Source organism: Leifsonia araucanica, assembly GCF_051161895.1.
In the GTDB taxonomy this organism is placed as follows: Bacteria; Actinomycetota; Actinomycetes; order Actinomycetales; family Microbacteriaceae; genus Leifsonia.
The window spans coordinates 539,850-562,419 of sequence record NZ_JBMBTW010000002.1 but is presented as its reverse complement, the minus strand read 5'-3'; the positions used below and the strand labels follow the sequence as shown (position 1 = coordinate 562,419).

Annotated in this window: 23 protein-coding genes; 7 read left to right on the top strand and 16 right to left on the bottom strand. The window is 68.4% G+C overall.

All coding sequences use genetic code 11. The features are described 5' to 3' along the window. Positions 1-100: 100 nt before the first annotated feature. Together rplS and ACN6M5_RS02625 are read right to left on the bottom strand one after the other, a co-directional pair. Positions 101-448, bottom strand: coding sequence for a 50S ribosomal protein L19 (rplS, locus tag ACN6M5_RS02630; RefSeq protein ID WP_085368578.1), 348 nt, complete (start codon positions 446-448; stop codon positions 101-103). Positions 449-635: 187 nt separating this feature from the next. Then, positions 636-1,130 carry a hypothetical protein gene (locus tag ACN6M5_RS02625; RefSeq protein WP_085368579.1) on the bottom strand — a complete coding sequence of 165 codons (495 nt, stop codon included), beginning with the start codon at positions 1,128-1,130 and terminating at the stop codon, positions 636-638. A 122-nt stretch (positions 1,131-1,252) separates the two neighbouring features. On the opposite strand from ACN6M5_RS02625, the gene map reads away from it, so the two are divergent. Next, positions 1,253-2,020, top strand: a complete 768-nt coding sequence (gene map / locus ACN6M5_RS02620; RefSeq protein WP_434948410.1) for a type I methionyl aminopeptidase — start codon at positions 1,253-1,255, stop codon at positions 2,018-2,020. A 105-nt stretch (positions 2,021-2,125) separates the two neighbouring features. After that, on the top strand, positions 2,126-2,581 hold the full coding sequence (locus ACN6M5_RS02615; protein WP_434948409.1) for an SRPBCC family protein: 456 nt from the start codon (positions 2,126-2,128) through the stop codon (positions 2,579-2,581). Between the two features lie 81 nt (positions 2,582-2,662). Here the strand turns inward: ACN6M5_RS02615 and trmD are convergent, their stop codons facing one another. Together trmD and ACN6M5_RS02605 are read right to left on the bottom strand one after the other, a co-directional pair. Next, positions 2,663-3,349 carry a tRNA (guanosine(37)-N1)-methyltransferase TrmD gene (gene trmD, locus ACN6M5_RS02610; protein ID WP_085368582.1) on the bottom strand — a complete coding sequence of 229 codons (687 nt, stop codon included), beginning with the start codon at positions 3,347-3,349 and terminating at the stop codon, positions 2,663-2,665. 28 nt (positions 3,350-3,377) lie between these two features. Further along, entirely contained in the window at positions 3,378-4,544 is a 1,167-nt protein-coding gene (locus ACN6M5_RS02605) for an MFS transporter (protein ID WP_085368583.1), read from the bottom strand. Positions 4,545-4,634: 90 nt separating this feature from the next. Here ACN6M5_RS02605 and ACN6M5_RS02600 point away from each other — a divergent pair, with 90 nt between their 5' ends. Further along, on the top strand, positions 4,635-5,297 hold the full coding sequence (locus tag ACN6M5_RS02600; RefSeq protein WP_434948408.1) for a GntR family transcriptional regulator: 663 nt from the start codon (positions 4,635-4,637) through the stop codon (positions 5,295-5,297). Between the two features lie 76 nt (positions 5,298-5,373). On the opposite strand, the gene rimM is transcribed toward ACN6M5_RS02600, so the two are convergent. The 3 genes from rimM to rpsP are packed head-to-tail and all read right to left on the bottom strand — an operon-like array spanning position 5,374 to position 6,728. Continuing rightward, positions 5,374-6,006, bottom strand: coding sequence for a ribosome maturation factor RimM (rimM, locus tag ACN6M5_RS02595; RefSeq protein ID WP_434952300.1), 633 nt, complete (start codon positions 6,004-6,006; stop codon positions 5,374-5,376). A 1-nt stretch (position 6,007) separates the two neighbouring features. Continuing rightward, positions 6,008-6,238 (bottom strand): RNA-binding protein, encoded by a 231-nt coding sequence (locus tag ACN6M5_RS02590; RefSeq protein WP_055893072.1) that lies wholly within the window; start codon positions 6,236-6,238, stop codon positions 6,008-6,010. A 4-nt stretch (positions 6,239-6,242) separates the two neighbouring features. Continuing rightward, complete coding sequence (gene rpsP / locus ACN6M5_RS02585; protein ID WP_434948407.1) at positions 6,243-6,728, bottom strand: 30S ribosomal protein S16; 486 nt, start codon at positions 6,726-6,728, stop codon at positions 6,243-6,245. Between the two features lie 182 nt (positions 6,729-6,910). On the opposite strand from rpsP, the gene ACN6M5_RS02580 reads away from it, so the two are divergent. The 3 genes from ACN6M5_RS02580 to ACN6M5_RS02570 all read left to right on the top strand — a co-directional run bounded on the left by ACN6M5_RS02580 (position 6,911) and on the right by ACN6M5_RS02570 (position 9,654). Beyond that, the gene (locus ACN6M5_RS02580) at positions 6,911-8,050 is read left to right on the top strand and encodes a glutamate--cysteine ligase (protein ID WP_434948406.1); all 1,140 of its coding nucleotides are present in this window, start codon (positions 6,911-6,913) and stop codon (positions 8,048-8,050) included. A gap of 83 nt (positions 8,051-8,133) precedes the next feature. Further along, entirely contained in the window at positions 8,134-8,862 is a 729-nt protein-coding gene (locus ACN6M5_RS02575) for an SGNH/GDSL hydrolase family protein (protein WP_247597372.1), read from the top strand. Between the two features lie 93 nt (positions 8,863-8,955). Then, a complete protein-coding gene (locus tag ACN6M5_RS02570; protein ID WP_434948405.1) occupies positions 8,956-9,654 on the top strand; it encodes an SGNH/GDSL hydrolase family protein in 699 nt (232 codons plus the stop codon). Positions 9,655-9,766: 112 nt separating this feature from the next. On the opposite strand, the gene ffh is transcribed toward ACN6M5_RS02570, so the two are convergent. Genes ffh through ftsY form a run of 3 tightly spaced genes read right to left on the bottom strand, consistent with a single transcriptional unit; the run spans position 9,767 to position 12,758 of the window. Then, positions 9,767-11,338, bottom strand: a complete 1,572-nt coding sequence (ffh, locus tag ACN6M5_RS02565; protein WP_434948404.1) for a signal recognition particle protein — start codon at positions 11,336-11,338, stop codon at positions 9,767-9,769. Between the two features lie 33 nt (positions 11,339-11,371). Continuing rightward, a complete protein-coding gene (locus tag ACN6M5_RS02560) occupies positions 11,372-11,872 on the bottom strand; it encodes a DUF2004 domain-containing protein (RefSeq protein WP_085368590.1) in 501 nt (166 codons plus the stop codon). 10 nt (positions 11,873-11,882) lie between these two features. After that, positions 11,883-12,758, bottom strand: a complete 876-nt coding sequence (gene ftsY / locus ACN6M5_RS02555; protein ID WP_085368591.1) for a signal recognition particle-docking protein FtsY — start codon at positions 12,756-12,758, stop codon at positions 11,883-11,885. Positions 12,759-12,788: 30 nt separating this feature from the next. On the opposite strand from ftsY, the gene ACN6M5_RS02550 reads away from it, so the two are divergent. Further along, positions 12,789-13,604, top strand: a complete 816-nt coding sequence (locus ACN6M5_RS02550; RefSeq protein WP_434948403.1) for a CHAD domain-containing protein — start codon at positions 12,789-12,791, stop codon at positions 13,602-13,604. Positions 13,605-13,608: 4 nt separating this feature from the next. On the opposite strand, the gene smc is transcribed toward ACN6M5_RS02550, so the two are convergent. From smc to ACN6M5_RS02520, 6 genes are all read right to left on the bottom strand, one after another. Then, positions 13,609-17,184 carry a chromosome segregation protein SMC gene (gene smc / locus ACN6M5_RS02545; RefSeq protein ID WP_434948402.1) on the bottom strand — a complete coding sequence of 1,192 codons (3,576 nt, stop codon included), beginning with the start codon at positions 17,182-17,184 and terminating at the stop codon, positions 13,609-13,611. A gap of 156 nt (positions 17,185-17,340) precedes the next feature. Beyond that, complete coding sequence (locus tag ACN6M5_RS02540) at positions 17,341-18,054, bottom strand: ABC transporter ATP-binding protein (protein ID WP_085368594.1); 714 nt, start codon at positions 18,052-18,054, stop codon at positions 17,341-17,343. Continuing rightward, positions 18,041-18,949, bottom strand: a complete 909-nt coding sequence (locus ACN6M5_RS02535; protein WP_434948401.1) for an ABC transporter ATP-binding protein — start codon at positions 18,947-18,949, stop codon at positions 18,041-18,043. Before ACN6M5_RS02535 ends, ACN6M5_RS02540 begins: the two co-directional genes overlap by 14 nt. After that, a complete protein-coding gene (locus ACN6M5_RS02530) occupies positions 18,946-20,166 on the bottom strand; it encodes a branched-chain amino acid ABC transporter permease (protein ID WP_434948400.1) in 1,221 nt (406 codons plus the stop codon). The genes ACN6M5_RS02535 and ACN6M5_RS02530 overlap by 4 nt, the downstream gene beginning before the upstream one ends. Then, positions 20,163-21,170: a branched-chain amino acid ABC transporter permease gene (locus tag ACN6M5_RS02525; RefSeq protein WP_085368597.1), complete on the bottom strand. Its 1,008-nt coding sequence runs from the start codon at positions 21,168-21,170 to the stop codon at positions 20,163-20,165. The genes ACN6M5_RS02530 and ACN6M5_RS02525 overlap by 4 nt, the downstream gene beginning before the upstream one ends. Before the next feature lie 120 nt (positions 21,171-21,290). Continuing rightward, positions 21,291-22,511, bottom strand: coding sequence for a branched-chain amino acid ABC transporter substrate-binding protein (locus tag ACN6M5_RS02520; protein WP_085368598.1), 1,221 nt, complete (start codon positions 22,509-22,511; stop codon positions 21,291-21,293). Positions 22,512-22,570: the final 59 nt, after the last annotated feature.

Below are 22,570 nucleotides of genomic sequence, written 5' to 3'. Positions count from 1 at the left end.
TGACCGCCTGAGCTCCCTGCCCAAGTGTATGGGACAGGGAGCTCAGCCGATGCGTGGGCGGATGCCGCGCGTCGAGGTCTTCCGGCGTGAGCCGAGAAGCCTAGTTGTCGCGCTTCTCCTTGATCTTCGCCTTCTTGCCGCGCAGTTCGCGCAGGTAGTAGAGCTTGGCGCGACGGACGTCTCCGCGGGTGACGACCTCGATCTTGTCGATGACCGGGGAGTGCACCGGGAAGGTACGCTCGACGCCGACCTGGAAGCTGACCTTGCGGACCGTGAAGGTCTCGCGGACGCCCTCGTTGGAGCGGCCGATGACGACGCCCTGGAAGACCTGGATACGAGAGCGGCTGCCCTCGATGATGTTGACGTGAACCTTGACGGTGTCGCCCGCGCGGAAGTCGGGAATGTCCGACTTCAGGGACGCGGCGTCGACGGAATCGAGGATGTGCATTGCTGTTCGCTCTCTGTACCCGCCACAGGTCGAGGACGGACTTGGGGCCACCTCCTGCTCAGAGCAGGCGACGACCGGGAATCAACGGTATGGGGTGTGCGCGAGAAGTGCTGGCTCCCCTGTGGCAGAGCCTGGCCGCGGCACAAAGATCAATTCTGCCATGAACAGGATGCGTTTGCCAAAGCGGTCAGTGCTCGTCGCGCCGCTCTTCGATCACGATGACCTCCGAGCCCTCCTCGAAGAGCGCATCCGGTCGCCGGACCTGCTGCGGCTGCGCGGCGCGCTCGTAGGCCTCGAAGGTCTGCTGCACGCGCATCCTGGCCTCGGTGACCAGCTGCCAGAGCGCCACCCAGAACGCGGCGAGACCGAGCAGGATGCCGAGGACGGCGAGCCAGCTCATCACCCCGGGGATGAAGCAGCCGAACGCGACGATGGAGGCGTGCCACGCGCCGATCAGACCGACGTCCCACCAGGAGACGGCCTTGGTGTCCCGCACGGTCTTGCGCGCCATGATGATGCCGCCGATCGCGAGCATCGCGATGAACAGCACAGGGCACAGGATGAGCAGGCCGATGAAGCTCCACCCGCCGGAGCCGAAGATCGCCCAGCCGATGAGCAGCCAGACAGGCAGGATCACGGCGGAGGGGAACAACCACCAGTAGAACGCCTTGCGGAGGATCACGGCACCAGCGTATCCGCGCTCGCCTGTGCAGCGGCTGCGGGTTCGCCGACAGCCAAAAGCGCCCGGATGCACCGCGCGTGCAACAATCATGGAACACTGGGTGTCGACGTGAAGGAGACACCGTGATCGAGTTGAGGACCCCCGCCGAGATCGAGCAGATGCGGCCTGCCGGCCGCTTCGTGGCCGATGTGCTGCAGCAGACCGCTGCCGCGGCGAAGGTGGGCGTGAACCTGCTGGAGCTCGACCGCATCGCGCACGACCTGATCAGGAAGACCGGCGCGGAGTCCTGCTACATCGACTACCACCCGTCGTTCGGCGCCAGCCCGTTCGGCAAGGTCATCTGCACGTCGGTCAACGACGCCGTGCTGCACGGACTCCCCCACGACTACCGCCTGCAGGACGGCGACCTGCTGACCCTCGACTTCGCCGCATCCGTCGACGGCTGGGTGGCCGACTCGGCGATCAGCCTGGTGGTGGGTCAGCCCCGGGATGCCGACCTCCACCTCATCGACACCACCCGCCGCGCCCTCGCCGCCGGGATCCAGGCCGCGCAGCCGGGCGGCAGGGTCGGGGACATCTCCGCCGCCATCGGCGCCGTCGCGCACGCGGAGGGATACACGGTCAACCTGCAGTTCGGCGGCCACGGCGTCGGCCACACGATGCACGGGGACCCGCACATCGCCAACGACGGCCGCGCCGGGCGTGGCTACCCGCTGCGCCCAGGACTCGTCATCGCGATCGAGCCGTGGTTCCTCGAGTCGACCGACGAGATCTACACCGACAGGGACGGCTGGACGCTCCGCAGTGCCGACGGCTCGCGCGGAGCGCACTCCGAGCACACGGTCGCGATCACCGAGGACGGGCCGCTCGTCCTCACCGCCCGAGACTGACGGCTACACGGTCTGGCGCGGATGTCCAGGCCTTCAGCGCCTTCCACCGGCGGTCTACCGTTCTGGCGGGTCGGAGAATCCGGCCGGCAACGGAAGGGAGCCCCTATGGCTGACGTGACCGAATCCGTCGATGTGGACGTCGACGTGACCACCGCATACAACCAGTGGACTCAGTTCGAGTCTTTCCCCCACTTCCTCGACGAGGTCGAAGAAGTGACGCAGGTCGATGAGACCACCAATCACTGGCGCGTGAAGATCGGCGGCCAGGAGCGCGAGTTCGACACCGTCATCACCGAGCAGCTGCCGGATGAGCGCGTCGCCTGGAAGAGCATCTCCGGCGATGTGCAGCACGCCGGCGTCGTGACCTTCCACCGCCTGTCGGACACGACGACCAAGGTCACCGTGCAGCTGGAATGGACGCCGTCCGACCTGATCGAGAAGATCGGCGCAGCCATCGGAGCCGGAAGCCACGCGGTGAAGAAGGACCTGGAGAACTTCAAGCGCTTCATCGAGAGCCAGAGCGCAGAGACCGGCGCGTGGCGGGGTGAAGTGGGGCACTGATCCCGAACTCTTCGCGCACGGAGACTGCGTGACACGCCCGCCCGCTCGGTCAGCCGTGCGGGCGGGCGTCTGTCGTTCCGTCTACGGCAGCAGGTCCGGCCGCACGGCGCGCGTGCGCTCGAGCTGCTGCTCGTGCCGCCACGCCGCGATGGCGCCGTGGTTGCCGGAGAGCAGCACGGGAGGCACGTCGTGGCCGCGCCACGATGCAGGCTTGGTGTAGCTGGGGTATTCGAGCAGGCCGTCCTCGTGGGACTCCTGCACCAGGCTCTCCGGGTTGCCGACCACACCGGGGATGAGTCTGCCGATCGCCTCGATCATCGCCATCGTCGCCACCTCTCCCCCGTTGAGCACGTAGTCGCCGATGCTCATCAGCCGCACCCTGGCCCTGGATGCCGTGTCGTCGAAGACGCGCTGGTCGATGCCCTCGTATCGGCCGCATCCGAAGACCAGGTGCTTCTCCTCGGCGAGCTCGCGCGCGATCGACTGGGTGAAGACGTCTCCGGCCGGGGACGGGAAGATGACCAGCGGGTCGCCGGGGCTCGCCTCCAGGATGCCGTCGAGCGCCTCGCCCCACGGCTCCGGCTTCATCACCATGCCGGCGCCGCCGCCGTACGGGGTGTCGTCGACCGTGCGGTGCCTGTCGTGGGTGTGGTCGCGCAGGTTGTGCACGCCGAGGTCGATCAGGCCGGTCTGCCTGGCCTTGCCGAGCAGCGAGATGTCGAGCACATCGAAGAACTCGGGGAAGATCGTGACGATGTCGATGCGCATCCATCCAGCTTATGCGAGCGCGCGCCGCTTATTGCGGGACGACGGCGAGCTCCCTGTCCCTGGGCACGAGCGGCGTCGCGATCACCGGGCAGAGCGCCACCGCTGCGAAGGCGAGCGGGTAGCCGAGCAGGGTGATGAGGCCGCCGACCGCAGGGCCCACCACCGACGCCGCCAGGAACTGGCCCGTGTTCTGCGTGCCGAGCGCCCTGCCGGACCAGAACGGCCCGGCGATCTCCGCCACCGAGGTGTACGCCAGTCCGTTGTCCGCCACGGTGACGATGGCCGCGACGATCAGGATCACCGCGGCCCACACCGCGCCGAGCGCCGACGCTGCTCCCATCAGCAGCATCACCACGGCAGCCGCGACGGACACCCAGCGCAGCGGCAGCAGGTGGCTGCCGACCTTGTCGCTCAGCACCCCGACGCCGATGCGCCCGATCGCCCCGGCGAACTGGCTCACGCCGATCACGATCCCGGCGGCGAGGGCGGAGAAGTGCAGTTCGGTCACCAGCCAGACCAGCCCGAACGTCGACACCGTGAACTGCGGAACCACCAGCAGCATCGACACCCCGTGGATGCGCCACAGCAGCGAGGTCTCCTTGTACGGCTTCCACACGGCCAGTGGATGCGCATCCCCTCCCGTCGTCCGCGGAGGCCGGGGCGGGTCGACGATGCCGACGGCGCACAGCACGGCGGACACGGCGCAGAGCACGGCGGGCACCGCCAGTGCAGCGCCGATCCCGCCCGCCGCGGCGAGCTGCGGGATGGTCAGCGCCGCGACGGCGACGCCGAGCGGCTGGCACATCTGCCGGATGCCCATCGCGAGTCCGCGACGCTCCTTCGGGAACCAGCCGATCACCACGCGCCCGCTGGCGGCGTTGGGGCTCGCCGACGCCATCCCTCCCAGCAGGAACAGCGCGCCGAGGCTGAGGTAGTCGCTCGCGAACATCGCGGCGAAGGCGACGGCGGCGGTCAGCGCGAGTCCGGATGCGATCACCCAGCGCTCGCCGATCCTGTCGCTGAGCGCTCCCCAGCCGATGAGCGTGATGACCAGGCCGAGGGTCGGTGCGGAAGCGAGCAGCCCGGCCTGGGCGAGGCTGAGCCCGCGCTCGGTGTGCAGCAGCGGGATGAGGAAGGCGGGCGTCGAGACGAACACGGTGGAGCTGGCCTGGGCGATGACGCCGAACGACAGCATGAGCCACGGTCGCGGGGTGCGTTGTACGGTGGAGGTCACGAGGTATACCCTAGTGGTATACCAAGCCGGTATACCAAAAGGAGTCCCCGCGTGGCTGAGCAAACGACCGTCTACGACCGGCTGCGCGCGCAGATCCTCGACCTCGAACGGATGCCGGGCGCACGCCTGACCGAACGCGGCCTCGAAACGGATCTCGGCGCGTCCCGCACCCCGCTCCGCGCCGCCCTGATGCGCCTGGAGGCCGACGGCCTCGTCGAGCGCGACGGCCGCGCCTGGCAGATCACCCCCATCGACCTCGGCGAGATCGCCCGGCTCAGCGAACTCCGCGACGCTGTCGAGTCCGCTGCGATCCGGCACAGTTGCGCCCGCGCCTCCGACGACGCCATCGCCGACCTCACCACCCGTCTCGGCGCCTTCGACCTGCACCGGCCGAGCGACGACGCGATGATCGCCGGCACGCACTTCCACGTGGAGCTCGCGCAGCTGTCCGGCAACCACTTCTTCGCCGACAGCGTCGACGCGGCCATGACCAGGCTCGCCCGCACCCGCTGGCTCGAAGTGCGCACGGAGGATGCGCGCCGCACCGCCTGGCAGGAGCACCGCGACATCCTCGGCCTGCTGGCCGCCCGGGATGCGGAGGCAGCGGCCGATAGCATCCACCGGCACATCGTCGGCACGCACGAGCGCCTGATGGCGGCACTGGATGCCGACACCCGCACCCTGCGCGCCCGCGGCCTCGCGATCGTGCGCTGACGGCGGGTGCAGGACGCAGAAGAGCCCCGACTCTCGTCGGGGCTCTTCTGGCAATCAGTGCAATGACGGCTGGCGGCTACTCCGCGTCGTTCTCCGGCTCGGCGTCCGTATCTGCCTCGGCATCCACGTCGTCGTCCGGCAGTTCTTCGAACAGTCCGGCGGGCGGGGTGAGCGTCACCGTTCCCGCCGTCACGTCGACCTCGGGCACGATCGCCTTGACGAACGGCACGAGCACTTCGCCGTTCGCGGTCTTGATCGCGAGCAGGTCTTGCGCAGGAAGGTGGTCGACGCGGGCGACGACACCGACCTTCTGGCCGTCACGGAGGGCATCCAGTCCGACCAGCTGATGGTCGTACCAGGCGTCCTCCTCGTCGGGGAGCTCTTTCACATCCTGGCTGACCCAGAGGATCGCCTTGATGAGGGTCTCCGCCTCCGAGCGGTCGTCCACTCCTGCGAAGAACGCCACGGCGTGGCCGTTGTACCAGCGCAGTTCGGTCAGCTCGAGCGACTTGCCGTGCCACTTGGATGCGGTCGGCACCTGCAGGGTGAAGACCGCTCCTGGGACGAAGCGCTTCTCGGGCTCGTCCGTGTAGAGCTCGACCTTGATCGCGCCCTTCAGGCCGTGCGCCTTGGTGAGCCGTCCGACCCGCAGCTGGGTCTCATCCGGCCGCGGTGCGGCGTCCTTGCGGGGCAGCTTGTGGTCGGCCACCTCAGTCGTCGACGACGTCGACGCGAACGCGTCGGCCGTCGGCCAGTGCACCGACCAGCGTCCGCAGCGCCTTGGCGGTGCGGCCGGACCGGCCGATGACCCTGCCGAGGTCCTCGGGGTTCACGCGAACCTCGAGGACCTCGCCACGGGGCGAACTCTTTGCAACGACGTGCACGTCGTCCGGGTGATCCACGATCCCCTTGACGAGGTGCGCGAGTGCGGGTGCGAGCAAGGTGTTACGCCTTCTCGCCGTCGGCGGCAGCCTCGGTGATTTCCTCGGCCTCGGTGACGACCTCGGCCTCAGCGGCCTCCTCGGCCTCGACCTCTGCCTCGACGACGGCCTCGGCCTCTGCTGCGACAGCAGCCGGCTTCTCCGCCTTCGGCTTGAGGACCGGCTTCTTCTTCTCGTCGGCCTGGAACTCGACCTTGGCTTCCTTGACCTTGACGGTGCTGGTGGCGTTCTTGTCGCCCTTGAACTGCCCCCAGTCTCCGGTGAGCTTGAGGAGTGCGAGGACCTGCTCGGTCGGCTGGGCGCCGACGCTCAGCCAGTACTGCGCGCGCTCGGAGTTGACCTCGATGACCGAGGGGTCCTCGGTCGGGTGGTACAGACCGATCTCCTCGATGACACGGCCGTCGCGCTTGGTGCGCGAGTCGGCGACGACGATGCGGTAGTACGGTGCGCGGATCTTGCCGAGGCGCTTCAGACGGATCTTGACAGACACAAATTCTCCTGTGTGTATGAGTGACGTGACGAACTGTCTGCCGTGAGCGTGGGGGCACACTCGGCAGGAGGTCTATGGTGTTCCACCGCACCTGATTAGAGGGTCGGGTACGAGGGAACTCAACTAGCTATTCTGTCAGATACCGCCGCCCTTTGAACAATCGAATGATCAGGACGCCCACTATGCAGATCGAATTCTCGGAATCCGAGCGTTCCACCGTCGGAATCGAGTGGGAGCTGGCGCTGGTCGACTCGTCGACGGGAGACCTCGTGCAGATCGCCGAGGAGGTGCTGAAGGAGCTCTCCGGGCCGGACGGCGAAGAGCACCCGCAGATCACCCACGAACTGCTGATGAACACTGTCGAGTTGGTCAGCCGGGTTCACCGCACTGTCCCGGATGCGGTCGACGACCTCCAGGGGCTGATCGGGCTCGTCCGCGAGGTCATCGACCCGCTCGGCGTCGAGCTGATGTGCGCGGGAACGCATCCGTTCGCCCAGTGGTTCGACCAGAAGGTCACCCCCAACGAGCGCTACGACCGCCTGCTCGACCGCACGCAGTGGTGGGGGCGCCAGATGATGATCTGGGGCATCCACGTGCACGTCGGCATCGACGACAGGGAGAAGGCGCTGCCGATCGTCAACGGCCTGCTCACCTACTATCCGCACCTGCAGGCGCTCAGCGCATCCAGTCCGTTCTGGGCGGGAGCGAACACGGGATACGCCTCCAACAGAGCGCTGATGTTCCAGCAGCTGCCGACGGCGGGGCTGCCCTGGCAATTCGGCAGCTGGGCGAACTACGAGGAGTACGTGCAGGATCTGGTGACGACCGGCGTCGTGACCGACCATAGCGAGGTGCGCTGGGACATCCGGCCGTCGCCGAAGTGGGGAACGGTCGAGATGCGCGCCTGCGACGGGATGTCGACGGCGGACGAGGTCGGCGCCGTTGCCGCGATCATCCACTGCCTCACCGACCGGATGTCCGGCCAGCTGGACGACGGAGAGGAGCCGGTCACGCTGCAGCCCTGGTTCGTCAGGGAGAACAAGTGGCGCGCGGCCCGCTACGGCCTGGATGCGGAGATCATCACCGCACCGGACGGCGGCGAGCGGCTGGTGTCGGACGCGCTGCGCGACCTGATCGTCGACCTCTCCCCCACGGCGGAACGCCTCGGCTGCCTGGCCGAGCTGGAGACGGTCGACGTGATCCTGTCGAAGGGCGCGAGCTACCAGCGGCAGCTGCGGGTCGCAGAGGCGAACGGCGGCAGCCTGCAGGCGGTCGTCAGCTCGCTCACGCACGAGCTGCGCGACGGACTCGACAGGAGCTGACCCTGCCGCCGCTCCCCTGCTCGCTGCCCCGCCCGCTGCCCCGCTCAGCATCCTCTGCGAACCGGCAACGTATGCTTTCTGCTGTGCTCGCCCGACCGATAACCCGAATCGCCGCCGCCGCCATCGCCGCCATCGTCCTCACCGTGACCGCAGGATGCACCGCCTTCGCCGGCGGAGCCACCGTCACGGGAGAGCCGACGCCGGCCCCGACGTCGCAGGCGTCCTCCGACGCGCCCGTGCGCGCCGCCGCCATCGGAGACTCGATCGCGATCGGCAACGGCGTCCCCTCCGACGACGCCTGGCCGTTCCTCGTCGCCGACCAGTTCGGCTGGACGCTCAACGACTTCGCCGACAGCGCATCCGGCTTCATCGCGCCGGGACTCAACACGCACACCTACGAGGCACAGGTGACCCAGGCGATCGCCCTGCGGCCGCAGGTCGTGCTCGTCGCGGCCACCCGCAACGACACGCTCGGCTCGACCATCGAGCTCAAGCAGACGGCGACGGCACAGCTGCAGAGGCTGCGCACCGCCCTCCCGGACGCGGTCATCATCGGGGTCGGCCCGATCTGGGGTGCAGGCACCCCGACCCCGGCGACGCCGGTGGTCGCGAGCATCGTCCGCAGCGCCGTGCTCGCGGTCGACGGCACCTGGGTGGATGTCGGCCAGCCGTTCCAGAACCGCGCCGATCTGGTGCAGAAGGACAACGTGCATCCCACGACGGAGGGGCAGCAATTGCTCGCCGGGCTGATCGCGGACAAGATCGCGGCGGCCAGGGTCACGACGAAGTCCGCGAACGCCTCGTCGCACTGATTCGGGCCACCGGATGCGGTCAGCGGCCGCCCGCTGATCGGACCTTCTGAAACACACAGCTTTCACGCAGCTTCCGCCCCTTACTCTCGCTCCGTGCGCTTGTCTACCCGTGGCCTCCGAGTGGCCCTTCTCGCCGCCGCCACGGCTGCCGCCGTCGTCCTCACCGGATGCACGGCCGCCGCACCGCAGGAACCCGTCGCCGGGCAGCGCTCGGCCGCAGCGCCGCAGGTCGCGGAGCGTCCCGTCGCCGTCGCGATCGGCGACTCCATCGCGTTCGGCAAGGGCATCCAGCAGGACCAGGCGTGGCCCGCGCTCGTCGCGAAGGTGCACGACTGGCGGCTCACCGACCTCGCCGTCTCCGGCTCCGGCTTCCTGCACCCCGGCTGGAACGGCACGACCTTCCAGCATCAGGTCGACCAGGCCGTCACGCTGAAGCCGTCGTACATCCTGATCGCCGCGACCAGGAACGACCGCCTGGAAGACCCGGCGGCGCTCGCTCAGAAGAGCTCGGAACTGGTGGGAGCGCTCCGCTCCGCGTTCCCGCGGGCGCACATCATCGGCGTCACCGCCATCTGGGGCTCCGATCAGCCGCCGGCGACCATCACGATGGTCGACGACGCGTTCCGCTCCGCCGTGGAGGACGTGGACGGCACGTTCGTCGACATCGGCTTCCCGCTCGTCGGCCACCCGGAGTGGCTGCAGGCGGACGGGATCCACCCGAACCCGGCCGGTCAGGAGATCGTCGCGAAGGCGATCGAGACCAAGCTCGCGCCGAAGTCCCTCGCGCTGTAGCGCTCATCTACGCCCCGTGGCGGCGAGATGCCAGTAACTGCGCGTCTCCAACGTTGAAGGGGAACAGTTACTGGCATCTCGCGAGGCCTCGGGGGCCGGTGGAGGGGCAGAGTTAGCGGCCGAGGAACTTCTGCAGCGAGGCCAGCTCCTCCTCGGATGGGCCACCCTGCTTACCGGCGCCCGTGCCGCCGCCGAGGCCGAAGCCCGAGCCGCCCTGCGCGCCGGTCGACGGCTTCGCGCCGGAGCCGAGCGCTGCGTTCTCCGCCGCGCGCTTGGCGGGGTTGCCGGACCGCGAGCCCTTCTTCTTGGGCTGCTGCTTGGCCTTGCCGCCGTAGCTGGCGCCCGGGATCGGACCCATGCCCGGAACGTTCGGCACGCCGCCCTTCGCGACGGTCTTCATCATCTTGGCGGCCTGCTCGAACCGGTTGACGAGCTGGTTCACCTCGGTCACCGTGGAGCCCGAGCCCTTCGCGATGCGCAGGCGGCGCGAGCCGTTCAGCAGCTTCGGCGTGGTGCGCTCCGCCTTGGTCATCGACTGGATGATCGCCTCGGTGCGCACGATCTCCTTCTCGTCGAAGTTGTCGAGCTGCTGCTTCATGGCGCCGGCACCCGGCAGCATGCCCATCATCTTCTTGATGGAGCCCATGTTGCGCAGCTGCTGCATCTGCTTGAGGAAGTCGTCGAGCGTGAAGCTGTCCGTCGCGAACTTCTCGGCGACCTTGCGCGCCTCCTCCTCGTCGAAGGCCTCCTGGGCCTGCTCGATGAGGGTGAGGATGTCGCCGAGGTCGAGGATGCGCGACGCCATGCGGTCGGGGTGGAACGGCTCGAAGTCGTCCAGTCCCTCACCGGTGGAGGCGAAGATGATCGGGCGTCCGGTGACGGACGCGACGGAGAGGGCTGCGCCACCGCGGGCGTCGCCGTCGAGCTTGGACAGCACCACACCGGTGAAGTCGACGCCGTCCTGGAACGCTTTGGCCGTGGCCACCGCATCCTGACCGATCATGGCGTCGATCACGAACAGCACTTCATCCGGGTCGACGGCCTTGCGGATGTCCGACGCCTGCTTCATCAGCTCGGCGTCGACGCCGAGGCGTCCGGCGGTGTCGACGATGACCGTGTCGTACTGCTTGGTCTCCGCGAACTTCAGGGCGTCCTTCGCGACGCGCACCGGGTTGCCGACGCCGTTGCCCGGCTCCGGGGCGTAGACGGGGACCCCCGCCTGCTCTCCGACGATCTGCAGCTGGGTGACGGCGTTCGGGCGCTGGAGGTCGGCCGCGACGAGCACAGGCGTGTGCCCGTCCTTCACGAGCCACTTCGCGAGCTTGCCGGCGAGCGTGGTCTTACCTGCGCCCTGGAGGCCGGCGAGCATGATGACGGTCGGCGGCTTCTTCGCGAACTGCAGCCTGCGCTGCTGGCCGCCGAGGATCTCGACGAGCTCCTCGTTGACGATCTGCACCACCTGCTGAGCGGGGTTGAGGGCCTTGTTGACCTCGTCGCTCAGGGCGCGCTCGCGCACCTTGCCGGTGAACTCCTTGACGACGGGGAGCGCGACGTCGGCGTCGAGCAGGGCGCGACGGATCTCGCGCACGGTGCCGTCGACGTCGGCCGGAGAGAGCTTGCCCTTGGTGCGAAGGTTCTTGAAGGTATCTGCCAGGCGGTCAGACAGCGATCCGAAAGTAGCCATGATCCAACCAGTTTACCGGGCGGATGCTGTGCGTCAGGATTGCGTGTCGACCGCGACCACGTCGCCCCGGATGTCGAACGACACGGTGAGCAGCGCATCCGTCTCGTCCGGGCTGATCGAGTAGTCGAACGTGGCGAAGACCTCTTCCTCGTCGGAGTGGTCTGGCTGCAGCAGGATGCGCAGCAGCTGCAGGGAGCGCAGCACGTCGACGGCGATGTCGCCCGAGTTGTGGACGAGCAGGTCGAGCAGGGTCTCCCCCAGCTTCTCGACGTGCTCGTCGATGTACGCCACGGTGGCCGACTGGCGCGAGCTCAGCTCGGCGATCAGCGCATCCCGTGCCCGGGCGTCGAACCCGTCGATGGCCTGGATGAGCGCGGCGGCGGAATCCAGGGCGAACTCGGTCACCGCCGATTCGTCGTCGGCGAGCAGGTCGACCTCGACCACCTGCTCGGAGAGGTCGGCGGAGTCGTTCCAGGCGAGCCCACCGGATGCGGTCTCGTCGATGATGCCGAAGTAGTCGTGTTCGATGGCCATGCCCGCGCCCCTAGCCGACCAGCTGCTGAGCGAAGACGTGCGCGGTGAAACCGGTGAGGTCGTTGATGCCCTCGCCCTGGCCGACGAGCTTGATCGGGATGCCCGTCTTCTCCTGCACGGCGAGCACGAAGCCGCCCTTGGCCGAGCCGTCGAGCTTCGTGAGCACGAGCCCGGTGACCCCGGCGTGCTCGATGAACGCCTCCGCCTGGGCGAGCCCGTTCTGACCGGTGGTCGCGTCGAGCACCAGCAGCACCTCGGCGATGGGAGCCTGCTTCTCCACCACCCTCTTGATCTTGGACAGCTCGTCCATCAGGCCGCCCTTGGTCTGCAGCCGCCCTGCCGTGTCGATGATCACGATCTCCGTGCCGTCGTTCTTGGCCTTCTCGACGGTCTGGAACGCGACGGACGCCGGATCCTGGCCCTGCTGCTGCGGGCGGACGATCTCCACCCCTGCGCGCTGTGCCCAGGTGGCGAGCTGCTCGACGGCCGCCGCACGGAACGTGTCCGCCGCGCCGACGACGACGGTGCGGTCGTACGTGCGCAGGAACTTGGCGAACTTGCCGATGGTGGTGGTCTTGCCGACGCCGTTGACGCCGACGACCAGCACGACGGCCGGGCGGTCGCTCAGCTTGAGCGTGGTGTCGAGCTTGGAGAGGCGCTCTTCGAGGCTCTCGCGGAGCATCCGCTGCAGGTCGGCCGGATCGGTGGTGTGGTAGCGGTCGACCTTGGCGCGCAGGTCGTCGACGATCGCCTCGGTCACATCCGGTCCGAAATCGGCGGTGATGAGCGCCGTCTCGAGGTCGTCCCAGGTGGTGTCGTCGATCGTCTTCTTCGCGAACATGCCGCGGAGCGCGCCGGACAAAGACCAGGGGGTGCGTTCTGCCATAGCTCCCAGCGTAGTTGTTAGCGTGTGACCATGTTCTCTCTCGTGGCGGTGTCGGCGGAGCTCGCCGAGCAGCTGGTGGCGATCGAGACCGGCGGCGACGACGCCGTGCACCAGGCGCGCACCAGGGTGCGCAGGCTGCGCAGCATCCTCGGGGTGTACCGGCGCGCGTTCGAGAAGGACGACGCCAAGCGGCTGCGACGGAGGCTCAGAGCGCTGGGCACACGGCTCGGCGTGGTGCGCGACCTGGAGGTGCTGGCGGAGGCGCTCGATGGGCTGGCGGCCGATCCTGGGCTCGACACACCGACGATGGATGCGGTCATCGCGTTCGCCGCGGACGCCCGCTCCGCCCACGCCGCCGCCGTCACCCGCCTCCTCTCCGAGCTGAGCGGACGGAGCGACCGCCGTCTCGTCGCCGACACCGTCTCGTTCGCGGCCGCCCCTCCGCTGACCAGCCGCGGAGCCGACCACCCGAGGAAGACGGCCAGGAAAGGGCTGCGCCGCGCCGCCCGCCGGGTGACCGCGCCGGCGGACGCCTCGCTGGAGGCCAAGCACACGACCAGGAAGGCCGCCAGGCGCCTGCGCTACGCGGCAGAGTCCGTCGCCGACCTGTTCGGCCGGTACGCCGTGCGGCTGGCAGCGGCGGCGGAGGCGCTGCAGGACGCGCTCGGCGACCACCGGGACCTGGTGCTCCTCGCTGCCCACCTGCGGCAGAAGGCGGAGGACGCCGACCTGTCGCCCGCTGCGGCGGCCGGGGTGGAGCGTCTCGCCTCAGCCTGCGAGGAGCGCGCCGACGAGAGACTGGCCGGGCTCGACGACCTCGTGGCCGGCGTGACGGACGCGCTCTGATCCGCTAGGAGGCCTGCTCCTGCGCCACGCGCTGGCCGACCACCGCGGAGACGCCGTCCTGGCGCATCGAGACGCCGTAGAGGGCGTCCGCGATCTCCATGGTGCGCTTCTGGTGGGTGATGACGATGAGCTGGCTCGACTCGCGGAGGTCTTCGAAGATCGTCAGCAGGCGGCCCAGGTTTGCGTCGTCGAGGGCGGCCTCGACCTCGTCCATGATGTAGAACGGGCTGGGGCGCGCCTTGAAGATCGCGATCAGCAGTGCGACGGCCGCGAGCGAGCGCTCACCGCCGGAGAGCAGCGACAGCCGCTCGATCTTCTTGCCCGCCGGCTTCACGGACACCTCGATGCCGGTGGTGAGCAGGTTCTCCGGGTCCGTCAGCGAGATGCTTCCCGTGCCTCCCGGGAACAGGATGGGGAAGACGTAGCCGAACGCCTCCTTGGTGTCCTCGAAGGCCGACTCGAAGATGGTCTGCATCTTCTCGTCGATGTCCTCGATGATCGTCAGCAGGTCTGTGCGCGTCTTGGTGAGGTCGGTCAGCTGCTCGGTGAGGAACTTGTGGCGCTGTTCGAGCGCGGCGAACTCTTCCAGCGCGAGCGGGTTGACGCGGCCGAGCTGCGCCAGCTTCCGCTCGGCGGCGGCGAGGCGCTTCTGCTGCTGCTCCCGGTTGAAGGGGACCGTCTCGCGCTCGGCGTCGCCGTCCTGGCCCGCGTCGCCGTCCTGATCGGAGTCCTCCGTCGCATCCGGTGTGGGCGCGTCGACCGGGATGGGCACCTCCGGGCCGTACTCGGCCACCAGCACATCCTCGACCAGGCCGAGTTCGCTGCCCGCGCGTTCGAGCAGGCTCGACAAGTGGAGCTTCTTCTCGTAGATCTGCAGTTCGAGGCCGTGCACGCTCTCGGTGATGACCTGCAGGCGATCGCGCACCGCGTTCTCCTCGCGGCGCAGCGTGGCGAGCTCGTCGTTCTGGCTCGACCGCTTCGCCTCGGCGGCGGCCAGCTCGACCCTCGCCTGCGCGACGGACCGGTCGACGGAGTCGAGCACGGCGGGAAGCGCCTCGATGACGCCGGTGGCCGCATCCACTTGGCGGCGACGGATGACGGCGCGGCGGGCGGCCTCCTCCGCGGCGGCGCGCTCTGCGTCGAGTTGCCGGGCGAGCGCCTCTCCCCTGGCCTGCTCGGCGCGCACGCGCTCCTTGGCCGTCTCGACGGAGAGCCGGGATTCGACCTCCGCCTCCCTGGCGGCCTCCAGCTCGGCGGAGAGCGCATCCCGTGCGGTCACGTCGAGGATCGGGCGCGGGCGGGACCGTGCCGTCTCCAGTTCCGACTTCGCCTTATCGGCGGCGGCCTCCGCCTCCGCGACGCGTTCCGCGGCGAGGGACAGCGCGGTGCTCAGGCGGTCGAACTCGGCCTGCGACGCCTCCAGCTGCACCTTGAGCCTGTTGAGCTGCTCGGTCTGCGCCGCCAGCTTCGCGTCGAACTCGCGGAGGGACGCGAGCGCGGCCTGCGACTGCTCCTTCGCCACCTGCAGCACACCGCGCTGCTCGGCGAGGGCGAACTTGGCCCTGTCGATCAGGGAGGTGACCTCGCCCAGCCGGTCTGCCGCAGCATCGCGGTCGGCGATCAGCTCGATGCGGCTCTGCTTCGCCCCGGAGCCGCCGCGCAGCACGTAGTCGGTGAGCACGTCCCCGGACTTCGTGATGATCGTCACCGGGCCGCCGAGCTTCCGCTTCGCGAATGCGGCGGATGCCGCCCTGGCGGCATCCAGGTCGTCGGCGATGGCCGTGAACGCCAGGATGCCGAGCACGCCGTCCGGAGCCTCTACCACCGAGCGCGCGGCGACGACGCCCGCGACACCGGACAGGTCGACCTCGGACGCGGACGCGTCGGCGATGATGACCTCCACCCGCCCCAGATCGTCGGACGACGCCTGGGCGACCGCGTCGAACGCGCTCGCCCTGTCGTCGGCGAGCACCGCATCCGCCAGCGACCCGAGGGCCGCGGCGATCGACGCCTCGAATCCGGGATGCACGCGGATGTGCTCGGCGACCAGCCCGCGCACGCCCGGCAGCCGGGCGGCGACCAGCGCGGCAGAGCCGTCCTTCTGGTCGAGAGCGGACGACAGCGCGCTGGTGCGCGCCGCGAGGGCGTCGCGCTCGCGCTCCAGGGTGTGCAGCTCCTCGCGGAGGCGCTCGATCTCGCCCTCCGCCTCGAAGACGTCGGCCTGGGCCAGCTCGTACGCCTCGTCGAGGTTGCCCTCGCCGACGTCAGCCGTTGCCGCCTCCGCCTCCCGGGCGGCGAACTCGGCGCGCGCCTTCTCCCGGCGGTCGGTAGCCGCATCCAGCGCGTTCTGCTGACGCAGCACCTCTCCGCGCACCGCGGCGAGTCGCTGCGCCGCCGCGTCGGCCTGGCCGGTCAGCTTGGACAGTTCGAGGTCGTGGCGGGAGACGAGGGCGCTCTGGGCGGCGATCTCGTCGTCGACGGCGTCGAGCCTGCCGCGGGCGGACCGGGTGGCGGCCTGCGCGGCGGTCCACGCGGCCTCCGCCTCGGTGACCACGGTGCGGAGCCTGTCGATCTCGTCGCGCGCATCCTGGACCATCTGCTGGCTGACGCTCGGGCCGGCATCCGGTGCGTCGGCCTGGCTGCCGAGCAGCGCGAGCCGCTGATTGGCCATCGTGTAGAGATTGCGGAGGCGCTCCTGCACCGACTCGAGGCCGAACGCGGTGCGCCGGGCGATGTCGACCTCGTCGCCGACCTGCGCCTGTTCGAGCCGTGCGACCCTCAGCTGCTTCTGCTCCAGTTGCTCCTGCAGAACGATCCGCTCGCTGTGCCGCTCGGACTCCGTGCGGCCGTGGTCGTCGAGCGCCGTGCGCAACGCCACCACGTCGTCGGCCAGGATGCGCGCCCTGGCGTCGCGAACGACGGCCGCGATCGACTGCGCCTCCCTGGCGATCTCCGCCTGGTGGCCGAGCGGCTTCAGCTGCCGCCTGATCTCCCCGGCGAGGTCGCTCAGCCTGGTGAGGTTGGTCTGCATCGCCTCCAGCTTGCGGAGGGTCTTCTCCTTGCGCCGCCGGTGCTTCAGGATGCCGGCGGCCTCCTCGATGAAGCCGCGCCGGTCCTCCGGGCTGGCGTGCAGCACCGCATCCAGTTGCCCCTGGCCGACGATGACGTGCATCTCGCGGCCGAGTCCGGAGTCGCTGAGCAGCTCCTGCACGTCGAGCAGGCGGCAGGCCGAGCCGTTGATCGCGTACTCGCTTCCGCCGTTGCGGAACAGCGTGCGCGAGATGGTGACCTCGGAGTACTCGATCGGGAGTGCGCCGTCGGAGTTGTCGATGGTGAGGGTGACCTCAGCCCGGCCGAGCGGGCCACGGGTAGAGGTCCCGGCGAAGATGACGTCCTCCATCTTGCCGCCGCGGAGCGTCTTCGCGCCCTGTTCCCCCATCACCCAGGCGAGCGCATCCACCACGTTGGACTTGCCGGAGCCGTTCGGCCCGACCACGCAGGTGACACCCTGCTCGAACGCGAACGTCGTCGGCTGCGCGAACGACTTGAACCCCTTGAGCGTCAGGCTCTTCAGATACACCCGCCGCTCCTCGCTCTCGTCCGTCTACCGCGCCGTCGCCCCAAATTTACCCGACCCGTCCCCTGCACCCCGCCACCGAACGCATCGAGTCCGAACTTATTCACGCCTGACACCGGCGTGTCGCGTGAACAAGTTCGGACTCGATGGACGGGGAGGTCAGCCGACGCCGAGGTAGGCCTCCTTGATGGCGGGGTTGGCGAGGAGCTCCTTGCCGGTGCCGGAGTGGGTTATCGAGCCGGTTTCCAGGACGAAGCCGCGGTGGGCGCGGGCGAGGGCCTGGTTGGCGTTCTGCTCGACGAGCAGGATGGTCGTGCCCTGCTTGTTGATCTCGGTGATGATCGAGAAGATCTGCTTGATGAACTGCGGGGCGAGCCCCATCGACGGCTCATCGAGCAGCAGCAGCCGCGGCGCGGACATCAGGGCGCGGCCGATGGCGAGCATCTGCTGCTCGCCTCCGGACATCGTCCCTCCCACCTGCGTCTTGCGCTCGGCCAGGCGCGGGAACAGGTTGAACACGCGCTCGAAGTCCGCGTCCATCCCGCTGCGGTCCTTGCGGCCGAACGCGCCCATGTCCAGGTTCTCCAGCACCGTCATGCCGGGGAAGATGCCCCGGCCCTCCGGCGCCTGCGAGATGCCCCGGATGACCCGGATGTGCGCCTTCATCTTCGTGATGTCCTGGCCGTCGAAGGTGATCGACCCCTGCGACGGGTTCAGGATGCCCGAGATCGTCTTCATCGTGGTCGACTTGCCAGCGCCGTTCGCCCCGATGAGGCTGACGATCTCGCCCTCCTCCACCGAGAACGACATGTCGTGGATGGCCTCGATGCGCCCGTAGGAGACGCTCACGTTCTTCAGTTCAAGCAACGTCATCTTCAGGCTCCCCCAGGTAGGCGGCGATCACGCGCTGGTCGTTGCGGATCGCGAGTGGAACGTCGTCGGCGAGCTTCCTGCCGAACTCGAGCACCACGATCCTGTCGGTGACGCCCATCACCAGGCGCATGTCGTGCTCGATCAGCAGCACGGTGTACCCGTCGGCCCTGATCGTACGGATGAGGTCCATCAGGTCCTCTTTCTCCGCGGGGTTGAAGCCGGCGGCCGGCTCGTCCAGGCAGAGCACCTTCGGGTCGGTCGCGAGAGCGCGCGCGATCTCGAGCCTCCGCTGGTAGCCGTACGGCAACTGGCGGGATGCGGTGCTCGCCAGGTCGGCGATGCCCACGAACTCGAGCAGCGCCATCCCGCGTTCGATCGCCGACTTCTCCTCGCGGATGTGCCTGGGCGACCGCACCAGGGCACCCGGCACGGAGGTGCGGTGCCTGGCGTCCAGACCGACCACCACGTTCTCGAGCGCGCTCATCTCGCCGAACAGGCGGATGTTCTGGAAGGTGCGCGCCAGGCCGAGGCGGGTGATCTGATGCTGCTTCTGCCCCTTGATCGACTTGCCCTCCAGCAGCACGTCGCCGCTGGTCGGCTTGTACACGCCGGTCATGGCGTTGAAGCAGGTGGTCTTGCCCGCACCATTCGGGCCGATCAGCCCGAGGATCTCGCCGCGCTTGATGTCGAAGCTCACGTCGTCGAGGGCGAGCAGGCCGCCGAACTTGACGGTGAGGTTCTTCACCTCGACGAGCTTGTCGCCCACCTCCACCGCGATGTCGCGGTCGGGGGCGGCGGCAGCCGCGACGTCGAGGTCGACGTCCAGGTCGGCGAGGGCTGCCGGGTCCGCGCCGTCCGGGAGGTCGGCGCCGGCGTTTGCGTTGGCGTCTGTCATGATGCGCCTCCGTTCGGCGTTGCTGGCGGTGTGCTCGGCGCACTCGGCGTCCTCGGTGTGCTACCCGTCGCCGGGGGCGCCGGTTTGCTCACCAGATACCGGTATGCGTTGCGGCCGTACGCGAGCAGCCGCTGCTTGGCAGGCACGAGACCCTTCGCCCGGAAGATCATCAGCACCACCAGGGCGACGCCGAAGATCAGGTACTTGTAGTCGGCGATGGCGGTGAAGCGCAGCGGGATGTACGCCACGATCGCACCACCGAGCAGGGCTCCCACCTTGTTGCCCGTACCGCCGAGGACCACGGCGGCGAGGAACAGGATCGAGGTCTGCACGTCGAACTTCTGGTTGTTCACGAAGCCGACCTGACCGGCGAACAGTGCTCCGGAGAGCCCGCCGACCGCCGCGCCGATCGCGAACGCCCACACCTTGTACTTGAAGGTCGGGACGCCCATGATCTCTGCGGCGTCCTCGTCCTCTCGGATGGCGATCCAGGCCCGGCCGACGCGGCTGCGCTCCATGTTGCCGACCAGCAGCAGCACGATGATGATGATCGTCAGCGTCAGCCAGTACCACGGGATGCCGTTCGAGTTCGAGAAGATCGGGATGCCCTTCGCGTCCTCTCCCGGCGGGTGCCCAACGTTCTGGAACCCGACCTGACCTTTCAGCGCCGGGATGATCGTGGCCAGGATGCGCACGATCTCACCGAAGCCGAGCGTCACGATGGCGAGGTAGTCACCGCGCAGGCGCAGCGTCGGCACGCCGAGCACGACGCCGAAGATCATCGCGACCGCCATCGCCACCGGAATCGTCCAGAGGTACGGGATCTTGAGGAACGGCGAGTCCGGGCTGGTCAGCATCGCCGCGGTGTACGACCCGACCGCGAAGAACGCCACGTAGCCGAGGTCGAGCAGACCGGCGTAGCCGACCACCACGTTCAGGCCCACGGCGATCAGCGCGTACACGGCCATCGCGAAACAGGCCAGCGGCCAGTCGTTGCCCGGCTCTGTGGTCAGAGGGAAGAAGTTCAGGTACGGGAGGGCGAAGGCGAGAGCCACCACGATGAGCATCCACAGCCACTGGATCTGGCGTGGCAGCCCGTTCCAGCGATCGCGGAAGCCCTGGAGGGGGCCACCCCTCTTGCGCTTGGCCTCCGCAGCATCCAGTGCCTGCTCGCTGCGCGCATCCGGGAGCACCCGGGGTCCGTCTGACGTGCTCATGCTCTGCTCCTCCCCAGTGAGGTACCGAGGATTCCTGTCGGCTTGACCAGCAGCACCAGCACCAGCACCACGAAGGCGATGACGTCTGTCCACTGGGAGTCGCCCAACAGGATCTGTCCGTAGTTTCCGATCAATCCGAGCAGAAGTCCACCCAGAAGCGCTCCGCGCACGTTGCCGATGCCACCGAGCACCGCGGCGGCGAACGCCTTGATGCCGAGCACGAAGCCGCCCGTGTATATGACACCGGATGGCACGAGCATCACGTAGAACAGGGCAGCAGCACCGGCGAGGATGCCGCCGAGCACGAACGTGATCACGATGATCCGTTCCTTGTTCACGCCCATCAGGGTCGCGGTGTCCGGGTCCTGGGCGACGGCGCGGATGCCGCGGCCGGTCCGGGTGCGCCGGATGAACATGTCGGTCAGGATCATCAGCACGACAGCGGCCACCACGATGATGATCGACTGGCTGTTGATGATGGTGCCGAACACGTCGAACACCGGGATCGGCTTGAACATCGTCACCGCAGGCTCGGCGTTCGCGCCGCGGATCACGAAGATCAGCGACTGGATGGCGAACGACGCACCGATGGCGGTGATGAGGAACGCCAATCGTGGCGCATTGCGTCTTCGCAACGGCCGGTATGCGATCCGTTCGAGCAGGAACGCGGTGACCGCGGACGCCACCATGCCGACGAGCAGGGCGAGGAGGAGGTCACCGATGATCGCCGCGAGCGACAGGTTCGGGATGGAGGGGCCGAAGCCCAGCGAGGTGAGGGTGATGACGACGCCGTACGCGCCGACGATGAACACCTCGGAGTGCGCGAAGTTGATCAGGTTCAGCACACCGTAGACGAGCGTGTACCCGACGGCGATGAGGCCGTAGATGGCCCCGAACGTGAGTCCGTCGAAGGTCGCGCCCCAGAAGTTCTGTATCAGGGAAGGGACATCGAAGTTGATCCAGGAGTTGTCGATGACCGGGTGGAGGACAAGGGTTTCGAGCATTCAGGCATCCAGATCGAACAGGAAGGGATCGTACGTGATCCGGTCGGAAACGGACAGGTGGGACGACGGATGCGGCGGGCGGCGCGGGAGGCCGCCCGCCGCATCCCTTTCTATGTCGCGCTATCCGATGGTTCCGATCGGGACGATCTTGCCGCCCTCGACCTTGTACCCGTAGACGGTCGGCGCCTGCAGCTCACCCGTGGAGTCCCACTTGTAGTGCTTGCTCAGCCCGTCCTTGTCGTAGGACTTCACGAAGTCCTTGAGGTCGGCACGGGTGGTCTTGCCCTGGTCGATGCCGGACAGGAGCACGGTCGCCGCGTCGTAGCCCTCGATGGAGTACGTGCCGGGCTCGGCGCTCGCGAGCGTCTTGTACGCCTTCTCGAAGTCCGGAATCAGCTCGCCCGGGATGCAGGGGCAGGTGAAGTACGCGTTGCTGGATGCGTCGCCGGCCAGCTTGATGAACTGGTCGTCCTTCACGCCGTCCGGTGCGACGAACGTCCCCTCGAAGCCCTTCGCGACCAGCTGCTGGTCGAACGGAGCACCCTCGGCGTAGTAGCCCGAGTAGTAGACCGCGTCCGGCTTGGCGTTGATGATCTTCGAGACGACGGCCGAGAAGTCCTTCTGGCCGGTGGTCACCTTGTCGGTTCCGACGAGCGCGTCGCCGAGAGCCTTCGAGGTGGTGGTCGCGAGGCCGATGCCGTAGTCGGAGTCGTCCTGGACCAGGTAGACCTTCTTGGCTTCCAGCTTGCCCGTGAGGAACTTCGCGGCGGCAGGACCCTGCACCGCGTCGTTGCCGAGGCCACGGAAGAAGGTCGTCCAACCGTTCTTCGTCAGGTCGGGGTTGGTCGCGGACGGGGTGATGTGCACCAGCCCCTGCTGCTCGAAGATGTTGCCGGTCGCCTTGGACTCACCCGAGAACGGGAGGCCGATGACGCCGACGATGTCCGCCTCGTTGACGGCCTGCGTGACGGGGCCGGTGGCCTTGTTCGGGTCGCCCTCCGTGTCGAACTTCTTGAAGCCGACCTGGCAGCCCTTGTTGGCCTCGTTGTGCTGGTTGATCGCCAGCTGGATGCCGTTGTAGATGTTGATACCGAGCTGGGCGTTCGGGCCCGTCTCCGCTCCGACATAGCCGATGGTCAGCCCAGCGGCACAGGTCGCCTTTCCGTCACCGGCAGGGAGGACGGCGTCCTTCGGGGTGTCGATCGAGGTGATGGCCGGAATGTTGACCTTCGAACTCGAGTTTGTCGATCCACCCGTGGACGCCTGATTGGCGCACCCCGCCAGGAACAGCGCGGCTGACGCTGCAACAGCCGCACCGATGATGACTTTCTTTCGTAGCATCTCTTGCCTCTCGACGTGAAATTCGTAACGAAGCGGCGTGGTTGCCTCTTCGCACCACG